Source organism: Sphingobium yanoikuyae (genome assembly GCF_034424525.1).
GTDB classification, from domain to species: domain Bacteria; phylum Pseudomonadota; class Alphaproteobacteria; order Sphingomonadales; family Sphingomonadaceae; genus Sphingobium; species Sphingobium yanoikuyae.
The window spans coordinates 2,298,819-2,324,153 of the sequence record NZ_CP139979.1; the positions used below are offsets into that span (position 1 = coordinate 2,298,819).

The following is a 25,335-nucleotide window of genomic DNA, read 5'->3' on the forward strand; positions in this document are numbered from 1 at the left end:
CATGCCGATGGAGCCCCTGCCCGACCTTACCGACCTGTCGCTCGCCGACATTGCCCGCCTTGCCGCCGAAAAGCGCCTGCCGCCGGTCGAGAAATGGAATCCCGACCATTGCGGCGACAGCGAGATGCGGATCGCGCGCGACGGCACCTGGTTCCATCAGGAATCGCCGATCGGGCGCGAAGCGATGGTGCGGCTCTTTTCCACCATATTGCGGCGTGAGGGCGACGGCGCCTATGTGCTCGTCACCCCGGTCGAGAAGCTGAGCATCGCGGTCGAGGATGCTCCCTTCGTTGCGGTCGAACTCAAGAGCGAGGGCGAAGGCGCCAGCCGGAACCTCGCCTTCCGGCTCAACACCGGCGAACTGGTGCCGGCCGGTCCCAACCATGCGCTGACCCTGCGCGAGAAGGATGATGGCCCCCATCCCTATCTCCATGTCCGTGCCGGGCTCGACGCGCTGATCGTGCGCAGCGTCTATTATGAACTGATGAACCTGGCCCTGGATGAAGAAGGCGAGCGGGTCGGCCTGTGGAGCGAAGGCCGCTTCTTTCCGCTGGACGGCGCGGCATGACGCTGGCCGAGCGGCTGCGCGCCGCACTGATCGACGGGCATAGCCGCGACATCCAGTTACTTCCGTCCGAAACCCGCGATCCCCGCATCGTCGGCGACATGGCGCTGGCGCCGGCCGCCGTGCTGGTCGCGATCACCGATCGGGCCAATCCCGGCCTGATCCTGACCCAGCGCTCCGAAAAGCTGCGCAAGCATGCGGGGCAAGTCGCCTTTCCCGGCGGCCGGGTCGACCCCGACGATGCCGACGAGATTGCCGGCGCGCTGCGCGAGGCCCGCGAGGAAATCGCCCTCCCCTCCGACCGGGTCGACATCATCGGCACGTCGGACCGCTATCATACCTTCACCGGCTTCGACATCGTGCCGGTCCTGGGTGTCATCCCGCCCGACCTGCCGCTGCGCGCCCAACCGGGCGAAGTGGCCGACTGGTTCGAACTGCCGCTTGACTATGCGCTCGATCCGGCCAATCGGGTGCGCCGCAGCCTGATGTTCGAAGGCATCGAGCGGCAATATTATGAAATCGACTGGCAGGGCCGCCGCATCTGGGGCGTGACCGCTGCCATCCTCGCCAATCTTTCCCGCAGGCTCGGCCATGACCCGCATTCTTCCTGACGCCCCGTGGCGCCACCGTTCCGGCCTTTCCGGCCTTCTCGCCGCACTCGACGCCGACCAGGGCCGTGCCCGCTATGTCGGCGGCGCGGTGCGCGACGGGCTGCTTGGCCTGCCGGTCAATGATCTCGACATCGCCACCAGCCTGATGCCGCAGGATGTGGTCGATCGGCTGAAGGCGGCCGGGATCAAGGCGGTGCCGACCGGGATCGAGCATGGCACGATCACCGCCGTGCTGCCCGACGGGCCGGTCGAGATCACCACGCTGCGCCGCGACGTCAGCACCGACGGCCGCCGCGCCACCATCGCCTATACCGATGACTGGCAGCAGGATGCCGCCCGGCGCGACTTCACCTTCAACGCCCTCTATGCCGATCCGCTGACCGGCGCGATCAGCGACTATTTCGGCGGCGTGGCCGATCTCGATGCACGGCACCTGCGCTTCATCGGCGATGCCAGCGCGCGGATCGCCGAGGATCATCTGCGCATCCTGCGCTATTTCCGTTTCCTGGCCCGCTATGGCGACAACGAAGTTGACGCATCGGCCTATGATGCGTGCGTCGCCGCGGCCAACAGCCTGATGGCGCTGTCACGCGAGCGGATCGCCGACGAACTGCTCAAATTGCTGGTGGTGCGCGATCCCGTGCCTGCGCTGCGGCTGATGGTGGACGGCGGCATCTGGCTGCCGGTGCTGCCCGAAATCACGCACGAAGGCATCGACCGACTGGCGAAGCTGATTGCGCGGGAGAATGAGGCGAGCATGGCACCATCGGCGCTACGCCGACTGGCCGCGCTGGTGCCGGCCGACGCGGCGCTGGCGGACCAGATCGGCGCACGGCTCAAACTCTCCAACAAGGCGCGCAAGCGGCTGATCACCGCGCTCGAAACCGCCTCTGCCCCAGAAGGCCCGCGCGCGCTGGCGCACCGGGTCGGCGTGGAAGGCGCGATCGACCGCATCCTGCTCGATCCTGCCGCGCCCCTGTCGGCACTGGTCCCGCTCGACGGCTGGACCCCGCCCAGCCTGCCGATCGGCGGCGGCGCGCTGATCGCGCGCGGCCTTCAGCCCGGCCCGGACGTCGCCCGTGCCTTGCAGGAAGTGCAGAAATCATGGGTCGCGGAGGATTTCCCCGACGCCGACCGGGTCGGCGAAATCGCCGATCAGATCGTCTCGAAATTCCAGCGCACGCGCCAATAGTCGAAGGCATCGGCTTCGCTCATCGGGCGGGCGAAATAATAGCCCTGCCCCTGCCAGCAGCCCATCTTCTGCAGCATGTCGGCCAGTTCCTGGGTTTCGATACCCTCGGCCGTGACCCGCAGATTGAGCGATTCGGCTAGCGACAATATGGTGCGGACGATCACAGCTTTATCGTGGTCTTCCAGCATGTTGGACACGAAACTTCGATCGATTTTGAGGATGTCGATCGGCAGGCTGTGCAGGCTCGCCAGGTTGGAGAAGCCGGTGCCGAAATCGTCCATCGCGATCGGCATCTGCAGATCCTTGAGCGCGAACAGCAATTTGCGCGCCTTGTCCGGATCGGCAATGATCGCGCTTTCGGTCAGTTCGGCAGTCAGGCGATGGCCGCCAATGCCCGAATAGCGCAGCGCTTCCTCGAACATCGATGCGACATCGTCGCGCGCCATCTGGATCGGCGACAGGTTGACGTTGACGCCGACCGGCAGGGCCTGGCCGAATTTCGCGTCCCAGCGGCTCAGCGCCTGCGCCGCTTCATAGGCGGCCCAGCGGCCGAGCGGGGTGATGAGACCGCTCTCTTCCGCGACCGGCACGAACTCGACCGGCGAGACATGGCCCAGTTCCGGGTCATCCCAACGCGCCAGCGCCTCGAAACCCGTAATTTCGCCGGTCTGGAGATGGATCAGCGGCTGATAGGCCAGGGTCAGCCCGCCATGGGCCAGCGCATCACGCAGCCGGCTCTCGATCGAAAAGCGGCGCTGTGCTTCCTTGAGCACGCCATTGCGATAAATCTCGACCTTGCCGGTGCGCTTGGCGATCTTGACCGCCGCCTGCGCCTTGCGGACGACATCATCCGGATCATCCTCCAGATGCGTCGACAGGGCGCAGCCGATGGCGCAATCGACGCGGATCTGCAGGTCGGACAGCCTGATCGGCGAACTCAGCGCCTCCCTGATCCTCTGAACGATCTGAAGAGAGTCAGACAAGCCGTTGTTCAAGCGTGCAAAAATGGCAAAGTCATTGCCGCCAATGCGGGCCAGCACATCGCCCTGACGCAGGCAGGATTTGAGCCGCTTGGCGACCGTGATCAGCAGTTCGTCACCGGCCATCGGACCCAGCGATTCATTCACCCGGCTGAACCGGCTGAGATCGATCGCGATGATGCCGAACTGGGCATTGTCCGGCCAGCTGCCATTGGCCAGCCGATCGTCAATCTCCTCGCCGAAGCCGGTGCGGTTGGGCAGTGCGGTCAGGCCGTCCGAAAGCAGCTCGCGCCGCAAATTCTTCTCCATCGTCCGCTCGCTCGTGCGATCGATCGCGGTGAAGAGAAATTGTTCGGTGCGCGCGCCGGTGGCCCGCAGCCGTCCGAGCGTGCAGAGAAAATATTCAGGGCCAAGCTTGCCGTCGCGGCGGATTTCGAAACTTTCCGAATCGCGATCCGACTGGGCAAAACCGGTCACGCGCGCGCGCCATTCGGCCGATGCCTGGGCCGTTGCGGCCGTCCGTTCGCGATGTTCCCGGAACGCCTTGAGGAACGGCTCATTCGCCTCGACAATGTTTATCGCATTGTTTTCACATGTTAAAATTGCCGCCGCCTGCGACAGGGCGGTGAGCCATTCGCTCGCTCCGATCATGTGCGGCAGATGCGCGTCATCCCCCCCGGGCAAGGGGAGGCCACTGGTCTGTTCAGGGGGCCAGCTACGCACCGACATGGCTTTCATGCCTCTGCCTTATCCGCCAAGGGTAAATATTCGGGAAACGAACATCTGCCGATGGTGCTGAATTTGCGTCAAAACTTGTTGTCGCGCGGGAAGCCTGTCGGTGGCATGCGACCGGCGGCGCCGCGGGCGACCCGCCATGGCGTCATGTCGGCTTCGGTCCGGGTCCGGCCGGTCTCGCCGCCCATCGCCCAGCTGATCCCGTCGCTCAGGCGGAAGGCGATCGCGTCGGACAGGCCGCCGTCGCGATAGCGCTGCATCTGCACCCCCTGCCCGCGCGCCATCTTGGGCATTTCGATGATCGAATAGACCAGCAGCTTCCGGTTCTCGCCGATGACGGCAATGCTGTCCGCCTCCGGATCGACTGCATGCACCACGGCAAGCTTCGCGCCCGTCCGGACATTGACCACCTGCTTGCCCTTGCGCGTCTCCGCCAGGATATCCGCCACATCCGCCAGGAAGCCGCGTCCGTCGGACGAAGCCAGCAGCAATTGCCCGCCCGTCCTGGCCGGCATCAGCGCGACGATGCCGCCCTGGTCATCCATGTCGACCATCATCCGCACCGGATCGCCAAAGCCACGCCCGCCCGGCAGCTTGTCCGCCCCCAGCGTGTAGATGCGCCCGCTCGACGTCGCCATCAGCAGCTTGTCGGTGGTGTAGGCGTGGAAGGCGAATTGCGGCCCGTCGCCTTCCTTGAACTTCAGCGTATCGGCGGCGGCCAGGTCGCGATGCCCGCTCATCGCGCGGATCCAGCCGCGTTCGGACAGGATCACCGTCACCGGCTCGCGCTCGATCATCGCTTCCAGCGGGATTTCGCGCGCCGGGCCGGCTTCCTCGACCAGCGTGCGGCGCCGGCCGATCACCGTGTCTGGGCCATAGCGCTTGCGCAGGTCGGCAATGTCGCGCTTCAGCCGGGTGCGCTGCCGGGCCGGGCTCTCGACCAGCTTTTCCAGCTCCGCCTGTTCCTTGACCAGCTCGGCATGCTCGCGCCGCAGCTCCATTTCCTCCAGCTTGCGCAAGCTGCGCAGCCGCATGTTGAGGATCGCCTCGGCCTGACGGTCGGTCAGGCTGAATTCGTCCATCATCACCTGCTTGGGCTCATCCTCGGTGCGGATGATCTCGATCACCCGGTCGAGGTTGAGATAGGCGATGATATAGCCGTCGAGCAGCTCCAGCCGCGCGGCGATCTTCTCCAGCCGGTGCTGCGCCCGGCGGACCAGCACCTCGATCTGGTGCTTGAGCCATTCGACCAGCACCGCGCGCAGCCCCAGCACGCGCGGCGTATGGCTGGCGTCGAGCACGTTGAGGTTGAGCGGAAAGCGATTTTCCAGGTCGGTCAGCCGGAACAGGCTGTCCTTGAGCACATCGACCGGGACATTGCGGCTCTTGGGGACGATGACGATGCGGATCGCCTCATCGCTCTCGTCGCGCACATCTTCCAGGATCGGCAGCTTCTTGTCGTTGATCAGCGCCGCAATCTGCTCGATCAGCTTCGACTTCTGCACCTGATAGGGGATTTCGGAAATCACCAGCTGCCAGGTGCCGCCGGCCAGCTTCTCGATCCCCTCCGCTTCCCAGCTGCCATCCTCGTTGCGGCCGGTGGAGAAGCGGGCACGGGTGCGGAAGGAGCCGCGCCCGGTGCGGTAGGCTTCGGAAATGATCGCCTGATTATCGACCAGCACGCCGCCGGTCGGGAAGTCCGGCCCCTTGACGATCTCCATCAGCGCGGCGTCGTCCGCCTCCGGGCTGTCGATCAGCAGGGTGGCGGCATCCAGCAGTTCGCCGACATTGTGCGGCGGGATGCTGGTCGCCATGCCGACGGCGATGCCGCTGGCGCCATTGGCCAGCAAATTGGGGAAGAGGCCGGGAAAAACCTCCGGCTCCTCATCCTCGCCATTATAGGTTGGACGGAAATCGACCGTGCCCTCGTCCAGGCCCGCCATCAGGTCGGCCGCCGCCTGGGTCAGCCGCGCCTCGGTATAGCGCATGGCCGCCGCATTATCGCCGTCGATATTGCCGAAATTGCCCTGGCCATCGACCAGCGGCGTGCGCAGCGAGAAATCCTGCGCCAGGCGCACCATCGCGTCATAAACCGACGCGTCGCCATGCGGGTGATATTTACCGATGACGTCGCCGACGACACGAGCGCATTTCTTGTAGCTGGTGGTGTTGCGCGCCGGATTGGCGACCAGCACGTCCGGGTTCGCGCCACCGGGCTCCATCCGCAACAGCCGCATCGCCCAGAGCAGGCGCCGATGCACCGGCTTCAGCCCGTCGCGCAGGTCCGGCAGCGAACGCGCGGTAATGGTGGAGAGCGCATACACCAGATAGCGCTGCGAGAGCGCCGCGTCGAAAGGATGGTCCTTGATAGCGTCGAACGGGTCGCGAAAATCGGTCATCGGGAGTGGCTTAGCAGGACGGAACGTGAACGGAAACGAGAATTATTCAGCCCAGAGGCTGGGCGCCGCGATCAAAAATTTCGATATTTATCGAGCGGGAGGCCATGCTTCTCGACATACGCATTCCAACTTTCCATCGCGTCCCTATTGGCTTCCATCCAGCGCTGGCGAACTTCCTCCACGAAACCGGGCTCGGACCGTAGACTGAGATCCATCCCCAGTTCTTCGGCAGCAGCAATCAGGTTTCGCTCTCGCGCGGCTTCGACCCGCGCCCCGCTTACCGCGAACTCATCGTCATCCATTGGCCGATCACCTTTTGCAGGACGATATCATGCCATGGATCAACGCGGCAAGAAACGCGCCTCCGGGTCGGCGGCGATGGCGGCAGCAAACTCGGCGCTGATCCAGTCGCGAAAGGCCTTGATCTTGGGCGTGTTGCGGGCGTGGGGCGGATAGACCAGCCAGTAGCTGGCAATCTCGCGGACATAGGAGGGCACCGCCTCCACCAGTTGCCCGGCCTCCACCTCCGCCTTCCAGAGGAAATGGTTGAGGATGGCGACCCCCTGCCCGGCGATCGCGGCGCGCCCCTCCATCACCTGGCTGTCGAGCGCGATGCCGGGCGGGCCATCGGCCGGGTCGGCCTCCACGCCCATCGCCGCGAACCATTCATGCCACCACATGTCGTCGGGCGACAGGCGCGGTAGGGCGTGGAGCGCCTGCGCATCGGCGATCGGCCCGTGCCGGTCGCGCCAGGCCGGACTGCACATCGGCACCAGCCGGTTATGGGTCAGCAGCTTCGCCTCCAGCCCCGGCCATTCCCCCTTGCCGCCGCGCACCGCCAGATCGATACCGTCGCGCGCCAGATCGATCACCGCGTCATCCGCCATGATCCGCACGGCGAGGTTCGGGTGGCGCATCTGGAATGCGCCAATCCGCGGCGCCAGCCAGAGATGCGCGAAACTGTTGGTGCAGCTTATGCTCAGCACCGCCGAATGATCCTGGGTCAGTGCGGCAAAACCCTGACGCATCTGGTCGAAGGCGCGGGTCAGGATCGGCGCGATCTCGCGCCCCTTCTCGGTCAGCGCCACCTTGCGCCCGGTTCGCTGGAACAGGCTGATGCCCAGACGCTCCTCCAGCAATTTCACCTGATAGCTGACCGCCGCCTGGGTCATCCCCAGTTCCTGCGCGGCGGCCGTGAAATTCTCCAGCCGCGCGGCGGCCTCGAACACACGAATGGCGGACAGGGGCGGCAGCGGGGGCATGCGCCATTCGATAAGCCAGGCTTATCTATGCTGTCCATGCTTTTGTTGGCACCAAGGGTGCCGTTCGGGCAGAGACAGCGGTGCCGGCGGCCCTCCGCGCCCGGCGATGATCATGGACGGAAGGAACAGTGATGCGCGATCAATATGACGCCCGGCTGTGGAACGACAGCCATGAAGAAATCAGCAAGAGTGCCGACCATTTCCTGCATCGCGTGATGCAGGCATTTCGGGTGCTTCACCGCATCGAATGGAGCGCACCCTGGGCCGATGAACGCCAATGCAAGCGCCCCTGCCAATCGTGAAAATCCCGGCAAGGGGCAAAACAGGGGTTGCGGTTTCTGGTACAGGCGCCACCTTTAGGCCGTGCCCGAAACCGCTCTTCCCCCTCTGCCCGATCTTCCCGCTCCCTCGCCCGCGCTGCTGACCGGCGCCGCCCTGTTCCTCGATTTCGACGGGACATTGGCGCCGATTGCGGACACGCCCGACGGGGTGCATGTCGATGACGATCTGCTCGCCCTGCTGGCGGCGCTGCGGAGCAAGCTGGACGGGCGCCTCGCCATCGTCAGCGGCCGGTCGATCGCCACGCTGCGCGAATTCGGCTTTGAGGATTTCCTGCTCGCCGGCACCCACGGCCTTGAATTTGCCGCGCCCGGCGAGGCGCCGGATGCGCCGCCCCGCCCGCCCGCCATCGATGCGGTCGAACGGGCCTTTCACATCTTTGCCGATACCCGTCCCGGCGTGCTGGTCGAACGCAAGTCGATCAGCGTCGGCCTCCATTTCCGTGGCGCCCCTGATTGTGGCGAGGCCGCCGGCCTGCTCGCCCATCAGCTTGCAGAAGAACATGGCCTTGCCGTGCAGGCGGGCAAGATGCTGTTCGAACTGCGCCCCGGCGGCGCCGACAAGGGCAGCGCCGTCACCCGCCTGATGCAGCAGGCGCCGATGGCCGGCGGCACGCCGATCTTCATCGGCGACGATGTCACGGACGAGGAAGGTTTCGCCGCCGCCGCGCAATTGGGCGGCCATGGCATATTGGTCGGGCCCGCGCGGCACACGCACGCGGCCTTCGGCTTGGAACAGGTTGCCGCCGTCAGGCATTATCTGGCGCAGGGGGTCGCCGCGATCATCTGACCGGCGGCCACCATTCGCATGAACGAAGGGGGCCGAACATCATCGATACCAGCGACCATATCCTGGCCGGAAACGAGCGCGATCTCGACCTCTGGCCGATCGGAAACTGCCAGGCATCCGCCCTGATCGACCGCGCCGGGCGCATGATCTGGGCCTGCGTGCCGCGGGTCGACGGCGACCCCGTCTTTTCCGCCCTGCTCGACAACAAGCATTGGGACAGCAAGGAAGCGCGCGGCTTCTGGGCGATCGAGCTGGAAAATTGCGTCGCGGTCGAGCAGCATTATATCCGCAACACGCCGATCCTGGTCACCCGCCAGAGCGACGGCCAGGGCAATGCGATCGAGATTTTCGATTTCTGCCCGCGCCACAAGCATAAGGGCCGCATGTATCGCCCGGTCGCCTTCGCCCGCATCGTCCGCCCCGCCGCCGGCAGCCCGCGCATCCGCGTTCGCCTGCGCCCCACGACCAGCTGGGGCAAGGAAAATGTCCCGGTCACCTACGGCTCCAACCATATCCGCATGGTCCTGTCCTACATGGCGATGCGGATATCGACCAACGCACCGATCGGCCTGATCGCACAGGAAAGCTGGTTCCGGCTGGAATCCGACATGCATTTCTTCATGGGGCCGGACGAAGGTTTTTCCGACGCGCTGCGCCCGGCGATCGAGCGGATGCTGGACGACACCATCCTCGAATGGCAGCTCTGGGTGCGCGGCCTTGCCATCCCGCCCGAATGGCAGGAGGCGGTGATCCGTTCCGCCATCACGCTCAAGCTCTGCCAGCATGAGGAAACCGGCGCGATCGTCGCCGCGCTCACCACCTCCATCCCCGAACATGCCGACAGCGGCCGCAACTGGGACTATCGCTACTGCTGGGTGCGCGACGCCTATTATACGGTCGAGGCGCTGAACCGGCTCGGCGCCCTCGACGTGCTGGAAACCTATCTCGTCTATCTGCGCAACATCGTCGACGGCGCCAAGGGCGGCCATATCCAGCCGCTCTACGACGTGCGCGGCAATGCCACGCTGCATGAATGGGAGGCCGCGCATCTGCCCGGCTATCGCGGCATGGGGCCGGTGCGGGTCGGCAATGCCGCCTATGAACAGATCCAGCATGACGCCTATGGCCAGATCGTCCTGTCCTCGGTCCAGGGCTTCATCGACCGGCGCCTGTTGCGCATGGCCGGCCATGCCGATTTCGAGGCGCTGGAGGCGGTAGGCGAACGCGCCTGGCAGGTCTACGATCAGCCCGACGCCGGCCTTTGGGAATTGCGCACCCGCTCCCATGTCCACAGCTATAGCGCGGTGATGTGCTGGGCCGCCTGCGATCGGCTGGCCCATGCCGCCACCGCGCTCGACCTGCCGCTGCGCGCCGCCCATTGGGAAAATCGCGCCGAAACCATGCGGGCCCGCATCCTCGAATCCGCCTGGCGCGCCGACAGCAAGGCGATTTCTGCCAATTTCGAGGATGACGCGCGCGACGCGTCTTTGCTGCAACTGCTCGACCTGCGCTTCCTGACCGCTGATGATCCGATGTTCACCGGCACGCTCGAAGCACTGGAAAAAGATCTGCGTCGCGGCAACGACATGCTGCGCTACAGCGCGCCGGACGATTTCGGTGAGCCTGTCACTGCCTTCAATGTCTGCACCTTCTGGCTGATCGAGGCGCTGCACCGCACCGGCCGGACCGAAGAGGCGCGCGAACTGTTCGAGGAGATGCTGTCCCGCCGCACCGCCGCCGGCCTGCTGTCCGAAGATATCGATCCCCATAATGGGGAACTCTGGGGAAATTACCCGCAAACCTATTCGTTGGTCGGCATCATCAACTGCGCCGTCTTGCTGAGCAAACCGTGGAGCGTGATGCGATGAGCCGCCTGATAGTCATTTCCAACCGGGTCAGTCGCCCCAATGGCGCCGCCAATCAGGGTGGCCTTGCCGTGGCGCTGGCGCAGGCGCTGCGCGAAAGCCGCGGCATCTGGGTCGGCTGGTCGGGCGGCACGACCGACAATTTCACCGGCCATATCGGCTTTGCCGACGATGACGGGGTCAAGACCGCGACGATCGACCTGGAAGAACAGGATGTCGACGAATATTATAATGGCTATGCCAACAAGACGCTGTGGCCGCTGTTCCATTATCGCATCGACCTGGCCGAATATGCCCGCGATTTCGAGGGCGGATATAACCGCGTCAACCAGCGCTTCGCCGACACCGCCAGCCCACTGATCGAACCGGAAGACATTATCTGGGTGCAGGATTATCACATGATCCCGCTGGGCCAGATGCTGCGCGACCGGGGCCATCAGAACCGGATGGGCTTCTTCCTGCACATTCCCTGGCCGCCGACCCGCCTGCTGGTCTCGCTGCCCCATCATACCAAGCTGGTCAGCACCCTCTTCGCCTATGACGTCATCGGCTTCCATACCGAGGAATGGCTGGAATCCTTCCGCCATTATGTCGAGCGCGAGATGGGCGGCACCGTCGATGGCGATTTCGTCACCGTCGGCGGTCGCACCATCCAGGCCGTCGCCTGCCCGATCGGCATCAATGCCGAGGAGTTCAAGCAGGCCGCCGCCAGCGACGCAGCGGTGGAGATGCACCGCCAGGTCCGCGCCTCGCTGCAGGATCGCTCGCTGATCGTCGGCGTCGACCGGCTCGACTATAGCAAGGGTCTGGAAGAGCGGTTCAACGGCTATGCCCGCTTCCTGAAGGATCATGCCGAACATCATCGCCGCGTCGTGCTGGCGCAGATCGCCCCGCCCTCGCGCGGCGAGGTGGAAAGCTATCAGCAGATCCGCGCCACGCTGGACTCGCTCGCCGGGCGGATCAACGGCGAGTATAGCGATGTCGACTGGACTCCGATCCGATACGTCAACCAGGGCTATCCGCGCGACAAGCTGGCCGGCATCTATCGCTCCGCCCGGATCGGCCTGGTGACGCCGCTGCGCGACGGCATGAACCTGGTCGCCAAGGAATATGTCGCGGCCCAGAACCCGGACGATCCCGGCGTCCTGATCCTGTCCCGCTTCGCCGGCGCGGCGATGCAACTCAAGGACGCGCTGCTCATCAACCCCTATAGCCCGGAGGAGATGTCCGACGCGATCGACCGGGCGTTGGCCATGCCGCTCGACGAGCGCAAGCGGCGCTGGCGGGCGATGATGGACAGCGTCGAGCAGCAGGATATCAGCTGGTGGCGCAGCGCCTTCACCGATCGGCTGGCGGCCACCCGCCAGGAAGAGCCGGAGGCCGAACCGGAACCGGCGACCGAATGATTGAGATCAGGCACCGGTCCCGCTAGGCCGGTGCCATGCATAGCGAAGATGATGACGAACCGCGCGGCCTGTGGGCCGCCATCAGCGCCAAATCCGGCGTGATCATTGGCAGCATCGGCCTGATCGCCTGGCTGGCGCTGATCTGGTTCATGTTCGGCGACGTGCTGTAGCGCGCCCTGCGGATTTCCCCTTGCGCCTCGTTGAACCAGCGGCAGACATGATGCCGCTCCGGCTTCGGGAGCGCCAAATGGGGGATGTCCATGCTCGATCGCCGCTCCTTCCTCGGCAGCGCCGCTGCCGCCTCGCTCGCCGCGCCGATCGGGGCACAAGCGCTGACCAGCGTGCCGCTGCCGGCCGCCGATCTCCATGCGAAGAATGAAGACGCCTATTGGGCGGCGCTGCGCAAACAGTTCCTGATCCCGGCCGATGTCGTGAACCTCAATGTCGGCACCGTCGGCTCCTCGCCGCGCCCGGTATTGAAGGCGATCTTTGACGGGTTCGAGACGACCGAGCAGATGACCCAGGAAGGGTCGGAGGATTATCCGATCTGGGGCTATGGCGCCTGGGACCAGTATCGCAAGCCCTTTGCCGACTTCATGGGCGCGAAGGTCGAGCAGATGGCGATCCTGCGCAACTGCACGGAGGCCAACAGCTATATCGCCAATGGCTTCGACATGAAGCCGGGCGACGAGGTGCTGATATCGGACGAGGAGCATGGATCGGGCGAAATGCCCTGGATGCTGCGGTCGCGCCGCTATGGCGTGGTGGTTAAGAAATTCGCCATGCCCAAGCCGGCGAAGAACGCAGCCGAAATCCTCAACCGCATCAGCGACGCGATCATGCCGAAAACCCGGATCATCTTCGTCAGCCATATCAGCACATCGACCGGCGTGGTGCTGCCGGCCAAGGAGATCGCCGCGCTCGCCCGGTCGAAGGGGATCATCTCCGCCTTCGATGGCGCCCATGCGCCGGGCATGATGAAGGTCGACCTCAACGATATCGGCTGCGACCTCTATACCGGGTCGATGCACAAGTGGCTGTTCGCGACCAAGGGCACCGGCTTCCTCTATCTGCGCGACAGAAGCGTGATGGACCGGGTCTGGAACACGATCGCGACCGGCGGCTATGACGACCCGGCCCGCATGGCGGACCGTTACATGCAGATCGGCTCCTCCTGCATCCCGACCTTGATGGGCCTCAACGCCGCGATCGGCTTCGCCAGCAGCATCGGCATGGACCGGATCGAGGCGCGCAACCGCATGCTTGCCGACTATATCCATGCCGAGATGATGAAGCGCGGCGCGCAGGACTGGACCTCGCCCGATCCGGCGCTGCGCTGCGCGATCGCGACCGTCAACGTGCCGCCGGTGCAGCGGATGGAATTGCAGGACTGGCTCTGGAAAAATCACAAGGTGCGCATTCGCGGCGGCAACCCCAGCAAGCTGCGCCTCGCTACCCCCTATTTCCTGAGCAAGGCGGACATCGACCGCTTCCTTGGCCTGTTCGACGAATATCGGAAGATGAAGGGGGCGTAATCCTCCCCGCTTGCGGGGAGGTGGCATCGCGCAGCGATGACGGAGGGGCGGTGCGTCGTGGCGCACCTCCTCCACCACCGCTACGCGGCGGTCTCCCTCCCCGCTTGCGGGGAGGAACAATTGCACCCTCGCGCGCTTTGCTCTATGGGCCACCCCAAGCAGCCCCGGCACCCGCTGATCCTTTCCGATTCGCGTTTGCCGGGGCAAAATCTTTTGTAAGAAAAAGACAGGAACGCGCATGGCCCGTCGCCGCCAGATCTACGAAGGCAAGGCAAAGATCCTTTACGAAGGCCCCGAGCCCGGCACGATCATCCAATATTTCAAGGATGATGCGACCGCCTTCAATGCCCAGAAGAAGGGCACGATTTCGGGCAAGGGCGTGCTCAACAACCGGATTTCCGAGCATATCTTCACCCTGCTCGGCCAGATCGGCGTGCCGACCCACTTCATCCGCCGCCTCAACATGCGCGAGCAGCTGGTCCGCCAGGTCGAGATCGTACCGATCGAAGTCGTGGTGCGCAACGTTGCCGCCGGTTCGCTGTCGAAGAAGCTCGGCATCGAGGAAGGCACCCAGCTGCCCCGCACGCTGATCGAATATTGCTACAAGGATGATGCGCTGGGCGACCCGCTGATCTCCGAAGAGCATATCGCCTGCTTCGGCTGGGCCACGCAGGAAGAGATGCACGACATCGCCGACATGGCGATCCGCATCAACGACTTCATGTGCGGCCTGTTCGCCGGCATCGGCATCCGCCTGATCGACTTCAAGCTGGAATTCGGCCGCCTCTATGACGGCGACTACAGCCGCATCATCCTGGCCGACGAGATCAGCCCCGATGGCTGCCGCCTGTGGGACATGGCGACCAACGAGAAGCTGGACAAGGATCGCTTCCGTCGCGACCTCGGCGGCGAAGTCGAAGCCTATCAGGAAGTGGCGCGCCGTCTGGGCCTGCTGCCCGAAGGGCTGGACACCACCGTCCTCGACCTCGACACGCATCGCAAGAAGCGCGAAAAGGACTGATCTACGAAAAGGCCGGCCGCAACGCCGGCCTTATGGGATGGCCCGCCCCTTTTCCCCGGCATCGGATATGATGCTGGTGCTTGAAGAGGAAAGGAGCGGACCGATGTCTATTGTGATCCTTGGCGTTGATTTGGGCAAGAATGCCTGCAGTGTGGTGGGCGTGGATGCGTCGGGAGCTGTCGTCGTACGCAGGTCGATGCGCCGCCAGACGCTGGTCGACTACGTTGCCAAGCTTCCTGTGTGCGTGGTCGCGATGGAGGCATGTTGCGGTGCCCATTATCTGGGGCGCCTGTTCGCCGCGCACGGACATGAGATCCGGCTGATGTCGCCGGAGTACGTACGGCCGTATGTCAAAGCACAGAAGAACGATGACCGCGACGCCGAGGGGATCGCCGAGGCCGCCTCGCGTCCAACGATGCGCTTCGTCGAACTCAAGACCCAGGAGCAGTTGGACATCCAGACGCTCCACCGGGTTCGCTCGCGCCTGGTGGCTGAGCGCAGGAGCCTGACCAACCAGTTGCGGGCGATCCTGCTGGAGCGCGGGACCATTTTCCCGGTTGGGCGGCGCAAGCTGGAACTCGGCATCGATGCCCTGCTGGCCGATGAGGATACGACCTTGTCACCGCGTCTGCGCCAGTTGGTGGCCGAACTGCGTGCCGAATGGCGCGAACTCGATACCAGGGTGGAAACGCTGAACGGCGAGTTTGTCGAGCTGGCGCGCAATGACGCGGCTGCCCGGCGGCTCACATCCATCCCCGGCGTCGGGGTGCTGAACGCAACTGCCCTGATTGCAGCCGTGGGCGATGCCAGCAGCTTTGCCAAAGCCCGAGACCTGGGTGCCTGGCTCGGTCTGGTGCCCCGTCAGCATACTACCGGCGGCAAGCCGCGGCTGCTCGGCATCTCCAAGCGAGGCAACACCTACTTGCGCACCTTGCTCATCCACGGTGCCCGAGCAGCATTGCCGTCGCTGGCGCGAAGCGAGACCCCGTTGGGGCGCTGGTTGACAGGAATGATCGAGCGAGGAGTCCACCGCAATGCTATCGTCGTCGCGCTGGCCAACAAGCTGGCGCGGATCGCATGGGCGGCCTTGCGCAAGGACGCGACGTTCGAACGCGGCTACCCAGTCGCGGCATAACCGGATCGGCCGCACGCATCTTCGTGCATAGGCCAACGATGTTTGCAGGAAGGATCGTGAAGATGGCCTGACAGTCGATCGGCGTCTGGAAAGCCCGGCCAAAAAAATGGCACTCGTTGCCGGCGTCTTTATTGTGGCTCCAGACGTGCGGATGTCCATCTTGGCCATGGGGTCACCCATGAGACCGCATACGTTGACGCAGACTGATCAGAACACTTCAAAATCCCCCTTGCAGACGGGGCGGGCCATACGTTTTTTTATGCGCCTTTGGCGCGCCTGCACCGCTTCCGAAATGCGCTCTTTCGCGCATTTCGAGACAGCCTCTCAACCGATCAGCGCATCCACCATCAGCTTGAGCCCCAACAGCACCATCAGCACATAGATGAGCGTATAGAAGCGCGCAGCGTCCACCCGCCGCACCAGCCATACCCCGGCAAAGGTCGAGACCACCGCCACCGGCACCAGCAGCGCCGTCGCCATCAGATTGGCATGGGTGAACTGGCCCAGCGCAGCATAGGCGGGCACCTTCATCCAGTTCATGACAGCAAAGGCAACAGCCGTGGTGCCAACCAGCATGTCGCGTGGCAGCTTTTTGGGCAGCACCCACATCTGGAAGGGCGGCGATCCGGCATGGGCGATCTGGCTGGTGAAGCCGCTCGCGACGCCAAACAGCGTGCCGACCCAGCCCGGCGAGGTCGAGGGCAGGACGATCGCCCCGCCCCGCTCCACCCAGAGCCGCTGCAGCCCGAACAGGGTGGAAATGGCGCCAAGCGCGCCCAGCACCGCGGTTTCGGAAACCTGCGCCGCGAACCAGTAGCCCAGCCCGACGCCGATCGCCATGCCCGGCAGCATCACCGCCAGGATATGCCCGTCCCAACTGCGGCGGAACGCCCAGACGCTGACCGCATCCTGCAGGATCAGGATCGGCAGCAGGATCGCCGCGCCGCGTACCGGGTCGACGCCCAGCGCCATGATCGGCATGGCCAGCGCCCCGACCCCGGCAAAGCCGCCCTTGGCAAGCCCCGATATGATGACGGCGATGATGGCACAGGCGAGATAGAGAAGGTCGGGACTCATGCCCCAGCCTTATAAGCAGTTGCCGGCAAAGAGAATAAGCGGCGCGACCTGGGCCACCCCGCCCGTGACATTCAGTTCCGTTCGCGCCCCAGATTGGGCAGGAAGGCGGTGAGCAGGCCGATCGCCGGCAGGAAGGCGCAGACCCGGAACACCATCTCGATGCTGCTATGGTCCGCCAGCCAGCCCAGCCCGGCCGCGCCCAGCCCGCCCATGCCGAAGGAGAAGCCGAAGAACAGGCCCGAGATCATGCCGACCTTGCCGGGCACCAGTTCCTGCGCGAAGACGACGATCGCGGGGAAGGCGGAGGCGAGGATCAGACCGATGACCACGGTCAGCGGCCCGCTCCAGAACAGCCCCGCATAGGGCAGCGCCAGGGTGAAGGGCAGCGCCCCCAGGATCGAGAACCAGATCACATATTTGCGCCCGAACCGGTCGCCCAGCGGCCCGCCCGCGACCGTACCGACCGCCACCGCCGCCAGGAAGGCGAACAGATGGAGCTGCGCATTCTGCACCGACAGGTCGAACCGCTGGATCAGGTAGAAGGTATAATAACTCGTCAGGCTGGCGAGATAGACATATTTGGAGAAGATCAGCGCCAGCAGGATGGCGATGCCCCGCGCCGCCTGCCCACGCGGCAGTTCGACATGCAGCGCGCCGGCGCCACCGACCTGCAACCGGCTGAGGCCATGATGGCGATACCAGTTGGCGACATTCCACAGCACCGCGCCCGACAGCAACGCCAGCAGCGCGAAGAAGGCCAGGCTCGACTGGCCCCAGCGCACCACGACCAGCGCCGCCGCCAGCGGCCCCAGCGCCTGCCCCGCATTGCCGCCGACCTGGAACAGCGACTGGGCAAGGCCATGGCGACCGCCCGCCGCCATCCGCGCCACGCGCGAGGATTCGGGATGGAAGACCGAGGAACCGACGCCCAGCAGCGCCGCGCCGACCAGCACCAATCCATAGCTGTGCGCGATCGACAGCACGGTCAGGCCCGCCAGCGAGAAGAGCGTGCCGCCCGGCAGCGCCATCGGCGTCGGCCGCTTGTCGGCATAGAGGCCGATCATCGGCTGCAGGATCGACGCGGTAATCTGATAGACCAGGGTCACCATGCCGATCTGGCCGAAGCTCAGATGTAGCTCGCTCTTGAGGCCCGGATAGATGGCGGGAAGCAGCGACTGCATCATGTCGTTGAGCAGATGGCAGAAGCTGATCGCCACGATCACGCCAAATGCCGTGCCGCCCACTGCCAATTGTGCGCCTGCCTTATCTATCCCAACCCTGTCTATCCGCGTCTCTTTCATTGTCCGTTCCTTTCTGAGGCCGGACCGATTAGCGCTTCCCTTCCCGTCCCGCTCCCGCATATGGGTCAATCTCTTTTGCGATCGGGACAATCATGGATCAGCGGCACCCGGACGATCATGAGCATGTGCCCCGGCCGGTGGTCGGCATCGGCAATGATTATCCGCCCTCCTTCGAACTGGCCGAGCATCAGCATCGCCGCGGGCAATTGCTTTATGCCGCGTCCGGCGTGGTCGCGGTCAGCACGCCGCAGGGCGCCTGGGTCGCCCCACCCGAACGGGCCGTCTGGATTCCGGGCGGCACGCCCCATGCGGTGCGGATGGTCGGCGCGGTGCAGACGCGCAGCGTGCTGGTCGACCAGGCCGTCTATCCCGGCCTGGCCCGATCCTGCCGGGTGCTCGGCGTGTCACCATTGCTGCGCCAGCTATTGGTGGAGGCCGCCCATGTTCCGATCGAATATGAGGAAGCGGCGCGCGATGGCCTGGTCATGCGGTTGCTGGTGGCGGAGATCGAGCGGGCGCCGCTGATCCCGCTCGCCGTGCCCTTCCCGCGCCATGCCGCGCTTGCGTCGCGCTGCCACGCCTTTGTCGAACAGCCACAGGCCCATGTGACGATCGACCAATGGGCCGACGCGCTGGCCATGAACCGGCGCCGCTTTACCCGGCTGTTCCGGCAGGAAACGGGGATGAGCTTCGCGCAATGGCGGCAACAGGCCTGCCTGTCGGCGGCCCTGCCCCGGCTGGCGGCGGGCGAAGCGATCACGACGATCGCGCTGGATCTGGGCTATGACGGGCCGGCCAATTTCTCGACCATGTTCAAGCGGGCGCTGGGCGTCTCGCCCAGCCGCTATCGCCCATGATCCTCAGGCGGACTTGGCGCGATAGCCCACCAGCAGGCCGAAGCAGAAGGTTGCAAACAAAGCGAGCTGGACCCGCCCATGCGGGTCATCATAGCCCACAATCTGCTGCCCCCAGGCAAAAAGCCCCACAAACATTGCCAGTGCCAGACCGGACATGCACCATATCCCTGTAAAAACGCTGCCGTCAGATTATCCTCAGCTTCCTAAGAAAGTCATAATCTCTTGCCTGCGCGCCGCGCCGCGCCTAGGGGGAGCGGCAAAGTTCATCCCCCCGCATCGGCGGGCGGCATGCCAAGGAGTTTGCACCTCATGAAAGCCCGCATCTTCGTCACTCTCAAGGGCGGCGTCCTCGATCCGCAGGGCCGTGCGATCCATCACGCGCTCGAAGGCCTGGGCTTTGGCGGCGTCAACGACGTGCGCGCCGGCAAGCTCATTGAGCTGGACCTGGCCGATGGCACCAGCGACGAAGATATCGACGCCATGTGCCGCAAGCTGCTGGCCAACACGGTCATCGAAAATTATCGCATCGAAAAGGTGGCCTGAGCCATGAAGAGCGCCGTCATCGTCTTTCCGGGCAGCAATTGCGACCGCGACCTGGCGGTGGCGTTCGAGGCTGCGACCGGTTCCAAGCCCACCATGGTGTGGCATCGCGATACCGAACTGCCCGACGACATCGACCTGATCGGCGTACCCGGCGGCTTTTCCTATGGCGACTATCTGCGCTCCGGCGCGATGGCCGCCCGCTCGCCGGTGATGCAGGCCGTCGCCCGCGCCGCCGACCGGGGCGCCTTTGTCCTGGGCATCTGCAACGGCTTCCAGGTGCTGACCGAAAGCGGCCTGCTGCCCGGCGCGCTGCTGCGCAACGCCGGCGGTCATTTCGTCTGCCGCGACGTCGCCCTGACCGTCGAGAACGCCCAGAGCGCCTTCACCAGCCGCTATGCCGCCGGCGAAGCGATCAGCTTCCCGGTCGCCCATCATGACGGCAATTATTTCGCCGACGACGCCACGCTCGATCGGCTGGAAGGCGAAGGCCGCGTCGCGCTGCGCTACGCCCAGAACATCAACGGCTCGGCCCGCAACATCGCCGGTGTGCTGAACGAAGCCGGCAATGTGCTGGGCATGATGCCCCACCCCGAGCGCGTGATCGAACCGGCCCATGGCAACACCGACGGCCAGCGCCTGTTCGCCGGCCTGGTCGAGGGCCTTCTCGCCCGCGCCTGATCCTCCGGATCGAGATCACAAAAAAGCCCGCCGCGCATCAGCGCGGCGGGCTTTTTTTACGTCCGGCTGCGGCGATGCCGGCATCGGTCCTGACTTGCATCATTCCCCCTTCGTTCTACACGAGATGGACAATCACCAAGGGGGATCAATGATCAGCCAATCGCGCGCGCAGCTGATGGCCTTGCTGCTATTGCCGACGGCCGCTCAAGCCGCCGAATCCGGCACGATCGCGGTTCCCGAAGCGGTCCTTGCGCTAAATGGCTGCTGGCAAGGCGAAGGCAACGTGATGGGCAAGCCGGTCCGTGTGTCCATCCGCAGTCAGCCCATAGCGCTCGATGCCATGCTCGCACTCGATGTGGAAAGCAGCGCCCTGGCCGATCCCAAGGATCGCTACGCCGCGCATCTGATCTTCGGCGGCACCAAAAAATCCCATCCGATCATCGGTTTCTGGGCCGATAGTTTCGGCGGCGCCTTCACCGCCCTTGGCGAAGGCGAAAGCCAGCCCGATGGCTTCGACATCGGCTATGCCTATCCCGACGCGACCTTCGTCAACCGTTGGCGCATCAAAGGCGCGCAACTGACATGGAGCATCGTCGCGCGGGATGAGGCAAATGCCGAAAAGCCCTTCGCCAGCTACAGCCTCCACAAGGTTGCGTGCGCGCCCGCCAAGGCGCCCTAAACGATCAGGCTCTAGCCGCCCCGGTGATAGTCATAGTCATAGGCCCGGCCATGCGCCTTGGTCAGCACGGCGCCGACGATCGAGCCGCCGGCCCGGCGCAGTCGTTCCACTGCCACCCGCAGGCCGCCATGATGGTTACGGCCCCATTCGACCACCAGCAGCGTGACCTGCACCTTGGCGGCGAGCAGTTGCGCGTCGGACATGCCCAGGATCGGCGGCGCATCGATCAGCACCGTGTCATAGCGGTCGCGCACCGCGCCCAGCAGCGCGTCGAGCGCCGGGGTGGAGAGCAATTCCGCCGGATTGGGCGGCACCGCGCCACAGGGCAGCAGTGATACGCCCGCGACACCGCTGTCGAGGATCAGATCCTCGACCTTGCCCTGCCCGGTCAGCACCTCGCTGATGCCGCGCGTCGCGGTCACCCGGAACAGACTGTGCTGCACCGGCCGGCGCATGTCGGCGTCGATCACCAGCACCTTCTTGTCCAGCCGCGCCAGCGCGCGGGCCAGCGCGTTGACGGTCAGCGACTTGCCTTCCTCCTCCTGCGCGCTGGTGACGAGAATGGAGCGCGGCAGGCCGGCAACCGATGCCAATTGCAGCGACGCCGCGATCGGCGCGAAGATGTCCGGTGCGCTCGGCTGGTCGCCCGTGGTCGGCACTGCGCCCAGCAGCGGCAGATCGACCCGCTCCGCCAGCGTATCGGCCGACGTCACCGCATCGTCGAACATGTGCCGCGCCGCGATCAGCAGCAGGCCCAGCAGCATGCCGCCAAGCAGCGCGACCAGCATGATCTGGCCGGCATGGGGGGCAAAGGGCGTGGTCGGCACCGCCGCCCGGTCGAGCGGCTGGATGCGGCCGGCCTGGAAGCCCGCCTGCGACGCCATGTCGCGATAACGCTGCAACAGGCTGTCATGCAGCAGACGATAGGTTTCGACCGACCGGCTCATCATGCTCATCTGCATGTCGCGGCCGCGCTCGACCCGTGCATCGCCTTCCAGCGCGGCGATTTCCGAAGCGATCTGCTTCTCGCCATGCGCCGCGACCTCATATTCCTGGCGCAGCGACGCGCGGATAGTGTTGGCCATGCTCTCGGCCTGATCGTCAAGCGCCGCCAGCCGCGCCCGCGCCTCGCGCATTTCGGGGTGGGCATCCTTGCGGAACTGCCGTTCCTCGACCAGCGCCGCGCGCGCCTGCGCCCGCTCCGCCATCAATTGCTGCATGGCGCCGTTGCCCAGCACCTCGGGCAGCGTCTCGGCGCTCGCCGCCTTCGCGCTTTCCCAGCGCTTCTGCGCGGCGATACGGTCAGCGACGGCCTGCGCGCGGAAGGCGTTGAGCTGCGCCAGACGCGCCGCGGTCGACCCTTCCGGCACCGGTGCGGCGTCCGGCTTTGCATCCTTGCCGTCGCTCTTCTTGTTCTCGTCCGTGACCGCCTCGGCCGGCACAGCGCCGGTGCGCGAGGCATAGACCGCCAGATCGCGCTCGGCCCGTTCCAGATCCTTGCGCGCGCCATCCAGCTCGCCCAGCAGGAAGCGACGCGCCTGCACGCCGGATTCAAAGCCGCGCTTCAGGTCCGCCCGGATCAGGCTGTCGGCATAGCTGTTCGCCACCCGCGCCGACAAGGCCGGATCGGCGCTGACGAAGCTGATGCGCAGCACCCGCGACTTGCCCGGCAATTCGACCTGCAGATTGTCGCGCAGCAGCTTGATGACCTGCTCATGTTCGACCTGGCGCTGGGTCAGGCTGCCCTGCCCCTGTGCCGGCCGGCGCGCATCCATGCCCTGGAAGAAGACCGGGCTGCCGACCAGCGCCAGATCGCGCGCAACATCCTCGGCCAGTGCCCGGCTGCGCAGCACTTCCAGCTCGGTCTGCATCATGCTTTCCGTGTCGGCCGCGCTGACCGGCTTCTGCATCGCGCCGGCCCCGGCGGCCCCCGCCGGCACATCCTCCACCTCGACCGAGGCGGTCGCGCGATAGTCAGGCGTCGACAGCAGGATATAGATGACGCCCGCCAGCACGCAGAGCGCCATGGTGACGAACAGGATGACGCGGTGCCGCCGCACCACGGTCCATGTGCCGCGCGCGCTCTCGACAAAGCGGGTGGTGCGATCTTCCTCGCCGGCCTGACGCTGTTCCAGTTCGATGATCCGGGACACCATCAATTGCCTCCGTCTATGGCGATGAAGCCGGTCGCGACGGCGGGAATGGCGATCAGCGCGCCGCCAAGGATAGCCTTGGCACGCGACAGGCCGACGATCACCAGATCGCCGGGCAATATTTCAGGATCGGGCGCTTCGCCCTTGCGAATGGCGCCCAAGTCGAAGGTCGCGGCCTGGCGCTGCCCCTCGACGGTGCGGACCACCACCACCTGCCCCAGGCTCGCCAGCCGGGTCGGGCCATGGGCCAGCGCCACCGCCTGGATGAGGCCGATCCGTCCTTCGACCGGGAACAGGCCGGGCTCGCGCACCTCGCCATCGACGGTGATGCGGCGGCCGACCGCCTGCTTCACGAACACCGTCACCTGCGGCGACACCAGATAGCGCTCGCCCAGCCTACCGGCGATCACGTCCGATGCCTCGCCGGCGGTCAGCCCGCCGATCGACACATCGCCGACCAGCGGCATGCGGACCATGCCCGCCGCGCTGACCCGCGCATCCTCCAGCGACAGGTCGGGCTCATGATAGACCTGGATACGCAGCACATCGTCGGGGCCGATGACATAGTCTCGGCCCACCGCGGCGGGCGCAGGCATCAGCGCATAGGCAGCCTCGCCGCGCGGGGCATCCTCCACGGTCGAGCAGCCGGCAAGCAGCATCGCCGCTGCCGCGACGGCGCCGCCCTTCATGCCCTTGCCATAGTGCCCCAAAATCTGGCGCTTCATGCGCATCAACACCCCATTGCGAACCGGGTGCGGCCCGCAAAAGGGCCGCTCGGCTCGGGGGTTAGCGACGCGGCACCGTCATGGCAACCGCGCGGGGGGCAGGACGAACCGCCCGGCCGACGATCAGACCGCGATGCGTTGCGCGGCCGGCTCGGGCTGACGACGCGGCTGGTCGGGCCAGATGCCGCGCGTATCATAGACGGCCTTGCCGGCACGTTCGTCGACGGGAACGGATTTGAACATGTCATGATCGACAAGAATGATGAACACGCCGCATTGTTCCAGAGCCGTATCGAGATCGATCAGTTCGGCGCCGGTGCCGGCGAACTCCATCGGCAGATCCTGGGCATAGGGTTCGACCAGCTTGACCCGCTTGCCGTAGCGGCGGGCGAGCCGGCTGGCGACCTTGACCGCCGGGCTTTCGCGGAAATCGTCGATGTTCGGCTTGAAGGCGAGGCCGAGGCAGGCGACATCCTCGCCGGCAAAGGCGTCGATCATGTCCGAAGACTTGGCCACGACATAATCGGTCTTGCCGTCATTCACTTCGCGCGCGGTGCGGATGATGCGCGCATTTTCCGGGTCACCGTGGACGATGAACCAGGGATCGACGGCGATGCAATGCCCGCCAACGCCCGGCCCCGGCTGGAGGATGTTGACGCGCGGATGGCGGTTGGCCAGGCGGATCACTTCCCACACGTCGATGTCCATGCGGTCGGCAATCACCGACAATTCATTGGCAAAGGCGATGTTGACGTCGCGGAAGCTGTTTTCCACCAGCTTCACCATCTCGGCCGCGCGCGCCGTGGTGGTGATGCAGGCGCCGCGCACGAACTGGCGATAGAAGCCCAGCGCCTTGCGCGCGCAACGCGGCGTGATGCCGCCGATGCAGCGATCATTGTCGATCAGCTCGACCAGGATGCGGCCGGGCAGCACCCGCTCGGGGCAATAGGCGATGGCGATGTCGCCCGCGACGCCCGGCGCCGGCATCCTGAGGTCGGGGCGCAGCTCGGCGATCAGGTCGCGCATCGCCTCGGTCGTGCCGACCGGCGAGGTAGATTCCAGGATCACCGTATCGCCGTTCTTCAGCACCGGCGCGACGGTCCGCGCCGCCTGCAGCACATAGGAGATGTCGGGCGCGCGGTCCTCGGCCACCGGGGTCGGCACCGCAATGATGAAGACGTCACTGGCCTCTACGCTGAGCGAGGCGCGCAGATTACCGCGTGCCACCACACCCTGCACCAGGCCGTCCAGATCGACTTCCTCAATATGGACCCGGCCCGAATTGACCGTCTCGACCACATGGGCGCTGACATCGACACCGACGACCTGCGCCCCGCCGCGCGCGATCAGCGCCGCAGTCGGCAGGCCGATATAGCCCAGGCCAATGACGGAAACCTTCTGCTTGCTGTCGACGGGCATGGGGGAGATAATCCTTCATTCACCAAAATTCGGAGCGACATTGCCCGGAAATGTTGAAGATTCCGGTAA

The 25,335-nt window shown here is 65.4% G+C and carries 25 protein-coding genes; 15 read left to right on the forward strand and 10 right to left on the reverse strand.

Going from position 1 to position 25,335, the window contains the following annotated elements; all coding sequences use genetic code 11:
- Position 1 precedes the first annotated feature (1 nt).
- The 3 genes from U0025_RS10560 to U0025_RS10570 are packed head-to-tail and all read left to right on the forward strand — an operon-like array spanning position 2 to position 2,368.
- Positions 2–568: a DUF1285 domain-containing protein gene (locus U0025_RS10560; protein WP_004207339.1), complete on the forward strand. Its 567-nt coding sequence runs from the start codon at positions 2–4 to the stop codon at positions 566–568.
- Positions 565–1,176, forward strand: a complete 612-nt coding sequence (locus tag U0025_RS10565; RefSeq protein ID WP_004207340.1) for a CoA pyrophosphatase — start codon at positions 565–567, stop codon at positions 1,174–1,176. The genes U0025_RS10560 and U0025_RS10565 overlap by 4 nt, the downstream gene beginning before the upstream one ends.
- Positions 1,157–2,368 carry a CCA tRNA nucleotidyltransferase gene (locus U0025_RS10570; RefSeq protein ID WP_004207341.1) on the forward strand — a complete coding sequence of 404 codons (1,212 nt, stop codon included), beginning with the start codon at positions 1,157–1,159 and terminating at the stop codon, positions 2,366–2,368. Before U0025_RS10565 ends, U0025_RS10570 begins: the two co-directional genes overlap by 20 nt.
- Here U0025_RS10570 and U0025_RS10575 read toward each other — a convergent pair.
- From U0025_RS10575 to U0025_RS10590, 4 genes are all read right to left on the reverse strand, one after another.
- Positions 2,332–4,086, reverse strand: a complete 1,755-nt coding sequence (locus U0025_RS10575; protein ID WP_037490180.1) for a putative bifunctional diguanylate cyclase/phosphodiesterase — start codon at positions 4,084–4,086, stop codon at positions 2,332–2,334. The genes U0025_RS10570 and U0025_RS10575 overlap by 37 nt on opposite strands.
- A 68-nt stretch (positions 4,087–4,154) precedes the next feature.
- Entirely contained in the window at positions 4,155–6,482 is a 2,328-nt protein-coding gene (gene parC / locus U0025_RS10580) for a DNA topoisomerase IV subunit A (protein WP_004207343.1), read from the reverse strand.
- 71 nt (positions 6,483–6,553) lie between these two features.
- Positions 6,554–6,784, reverse strand: coding sequence for a type II toxin-antitoxin system CcdA family antitoxin (locus tag U0025_RS10585; RefSeq protein ID WP_004207344.1), 231 nt, complete (start codon positions 6,782–6,784; stop codon positions 6,554–6,556).
- A gap of 39 nt (positions 6,785–6,823) precedes the next feature.
- Positions 6,824–7,744 (reverse strand): LysR substrate-binding domain-containing protein, encoded by a 921-nt coding sequence (locus tag U0025_RS10590; RefSeq protein ID WP_004207345.1) that lies wholly within the window; start codon positions 7,742–7,744, stop codon positions 6,824–6,826.
- 131 nt (positions 7,745–7,875) lie between these two features.
- Here U0025_RS10590 and U0025_RS10595 point away from each other — a divergent pair, with 131 nt between their 5' ends.
- The 8 genes from U0025_RS10595 (at position 7,876) to U0025_RS10630 (ending at position 15,834) form a co-directional block, all read left to right on the forward strand.
- Complete coding sequence (locus tag U0025_RS10595) at positions 7,876–8,046, forward strand: hypothetical protein (RefSeq protein WP_004207346.1); 171 nt, start codon at positions 7,876–7,878, stop codon at positions 8,044–8,046.
- 61 nt (positions 8,047–8,107) lie between these two features.
- Complete coding sequence (otsB, locus tag U0025_RS10600; RefSeq protein ID WP_004207347.1) at positions 8,108–8,872, forward strand: trehalose-phosphatase; 765 nt, start codon at positions 8,108–8,110, stop codon at positions 8,870–8,872.
- 98 nt (positions 8,873–8,970) lie between these two features.
- Positions 8,971–10,740 (forward strand): glycoside hydrolase family 15 protein, encoded by a 1,770-nt coding sequence (locus U0025_RS10605; RefSeq protein ID WP_257011055.1) that lies wholly within the window; start codon positions 8,971–8,973, stop codon positions 10,738–10,740.
- The gene (otsA, locus tag U0025_RS10610) at positions 10,737–12,143 is read left to right on the forward strand and encodes an alpha,alpha-trehalose-phosphate synthase (UDP-forming) (RefSeq protein ID WP_004207349.1); all 1,407 of its coding nucleotides are present in this window, start codon (positions 10,737–10,739) and stop codon (positions 12,141–12,143) included. Before U0025_RS10605 ends, otsA begins: the two co-directional genes overlap by 4 nt.
- Positions 12,144–12,178: 35 nt before the next feature.
- Positions 12,179–12,313: a hypothetical protein gene (locus tag U0025_RS10615; RefSeq protein WP_004207350.1), complete on the forward strand. Its 135-nt coding sequence runs from the start codon at positions 12,179–12,181 to the stop codon at positions 12,311–12,313.
- 90 nt (positions 12,314–12,403) lie between these two features.
- On the forward strand, positions 12,404–13,678 hold the full coding sequence (locus tag U0025_RS10620; protein WP_004207351.1) for an aminotransferase class V-fold PLP-dependent enzyme: 1,275 nt from the start codon (positions 12,404–12,406) through the stop codon (positions 13,676–13,678).
- A gap of 238 nt (positions 13,679–13,916) precedes the next feature.
- The gene (gene purC, locus U0025_RS10625; RefSeq protein WP_004207352.1) at positions 13,917–14,699 is read left to right on the forward strand and encodes a phosphoribosylaminoimidazolesuccinocarboxamide synthase; all 783 of its coding nucleotides are present in this window, start codon (positions 13,917–13,919) and stop codon (positions 14,697–14,699) included.
- Positions 14,700–14,802: 103 nt separating this feature from the next.
- Entirely contained in the window at positions 14,803–15,834 is a 1,032-nt protein-coding gene (locus U0025_RS10630) for an IS110 family RNA-guided transposase (protein ID WP_004207353.1), read from the forward strand.
- A gap of 324 nt (positions 15,835–16,158) precedes the next feature.
- On the opposite strand, the gene U0025_RS10635 is transcribed toward U0025_RS10630, so the two are convergent.
- Both U0025_RS10635 and U0025_RS10640 read right to left on the reverse strand, forming a co-directional pair.
- The gene (locus tag U0025_RS10635) at positions 16,159–16,911 is read right to left on the reverse strand and encodes a sulfite exporter TauE/SafE family protein (RefSeq protein ID WP_004207354.1); all 753 of its coding nucleotides are present in this window, start codon (positions 16,909–16,911) and stop codon (positions 16,159–16,161) included.
- Positions 16,912–16,982: 71 nt separating this feature from the next.
- A complete protein-coding gene (locus tag U0025_RS10640) occupies positions 16,983–18,212 on the reverse strand; it encodes an MFS transporter (protein ID WP_004207355.1) in 1,230 nt (409 codons plus the stop codon).
- Positions 18,213–18,304: 92 nt separating this feature from the next.
- Here U0025_RS10640 and U0025_RS10645 point away from each other — a divergent pair, with 92 nt between their 5' ends.
- Positions 18,305–19,069 carry an AraC family transcriptional regulator gene (locus U0025_RS10645; protein ID WP_004207356.1) on the forward strand — a complete coding sequence of 255 codons (765 nt, stop codon included), beginning with the start codon at positions 18,305–18,307 and terminating at the stop codon, positions 19,067–19,069.
- Between the two features lie 3 nt (positions 19,070–19,072).
- Here U0025_RS10645 and U0025_RS10650 read toward each other — a convergent pair whose 3' ends face one another.
- Positions 19,073–19,225 (reverse strand): hypothetical protein, encoded by a 153-nt coding sequence (locus U0025_RS10650; RefSeq protein WP_004207357.1) that lies wholly within the window; start codon positions 19,223–19,225, stop codon positions 19,073–19,075.
- Positions 19,226–19,378: 153 nt separating this feature from the next.
- Here U0025_RS10650 and purS point away from each other — a divergent pair, with 153 nt between their 5' ends.
- The 3 genes from purS to U0025_RS10665 are packed head-to-tail and all read left to right on the forward strand — an operon-like array spanning position 19,379 to position 20,969.
- The gene (gene purS / locus U0025_RS10655; RefSeq protein WP_004207358.1) at positions 19,379–19,612 is read left to right on the forward strand and encodes a phosphoribosylformylglycinamidine synthase subunit PurS; all 234 of its coding nucleotides are present in this window, start codon (positions 19,379–19,381) and stop codon (positions 19,610–19,612) included.
- Positions 19,613–19,615: 3 nt separating this feature from the next.
- Positions 19,616–20,290 carry a phosphoribosylformylglycinamidine synthase subunit PurQ gene (purQ, locus tag U0025_RS10660; protein ID WP_004207359.1) on the forward strand — a complete coding sequence of 225 codons (675 nt, stop codon included), beginning with the start codon at positions 19,616–19,618 and terminating at the stop codon, positions 20,288–20,290.
- The gene (locus U0025_RS10665) at positions 20,226–20,969 is read left to right on the forward strand and encodes a hypothetical protein (RefSeq protein ID WP_254792282.1); all 744 of its coding nucleotides are present in this window, start codon (positions 20,226–20,228) and stop codon (positions 20,967–20,969) included. The genes purQ and U0025_RS10665 overlap by 65 nt, the downstream gene beginning before the upstream one ends.
- An 11-nt stretch (positions 20,970–20,980) precedes the next feature.
- On the opposite strand, the gene U0025_RS10670 is transcribed toward U0025_RS10665, so the two are convergent.
- The 3 genes from U0025_RS10670 to wecC form a co-directional block, all read right to left on the reverse strand.
- Positions 20,981–23,125 carry a GumC family protein gene (locus tag U0025_RS10670; RefSeq protein ID WP_004207361.1) on the reverse strand — a complete coding sequence of 715 codons (2,145 nt, stop codon included), beginning with the start codon at positions 23,123–23,125 and terminating at the stop codon, positions 20,981–20,983.
- Positions 23,125–23,853 carry a polysaccharide biosynthesis/export family protein gene (locus U0025_RS10675; protein ID WP_004207362.1) on the reverse strand — a complete coding sequence of 243 codons (729 nt, stop codon included), beginning with the start codon at positions 23,851–23,853 and terminating at the stop codon, positions 23,125–23,127. Before U0025_RS10675 ends, U0025_RS10670 begins: the two co-directional genes overlap by 1 nt.
- Positions 23,854–23,970: 117 nt before the next feature.
- The gene (gene wecC, locus U0025_RS10680) at positions 23,971–25,266 is read right to left on the reverse strand and encodes a UDP-N-acetyl-D-mannosamine dehydrogenase (RefSeq protein ID WP_004207363.1); all 1,296 of its coding nucleotides are present in this window, start codon (positions 25,264–25,266) and stop codon (positions 23,971–23,973) included.
- Between the last annotated feature and the right edge of the window lie 69 nt (positions 25,267–25,335).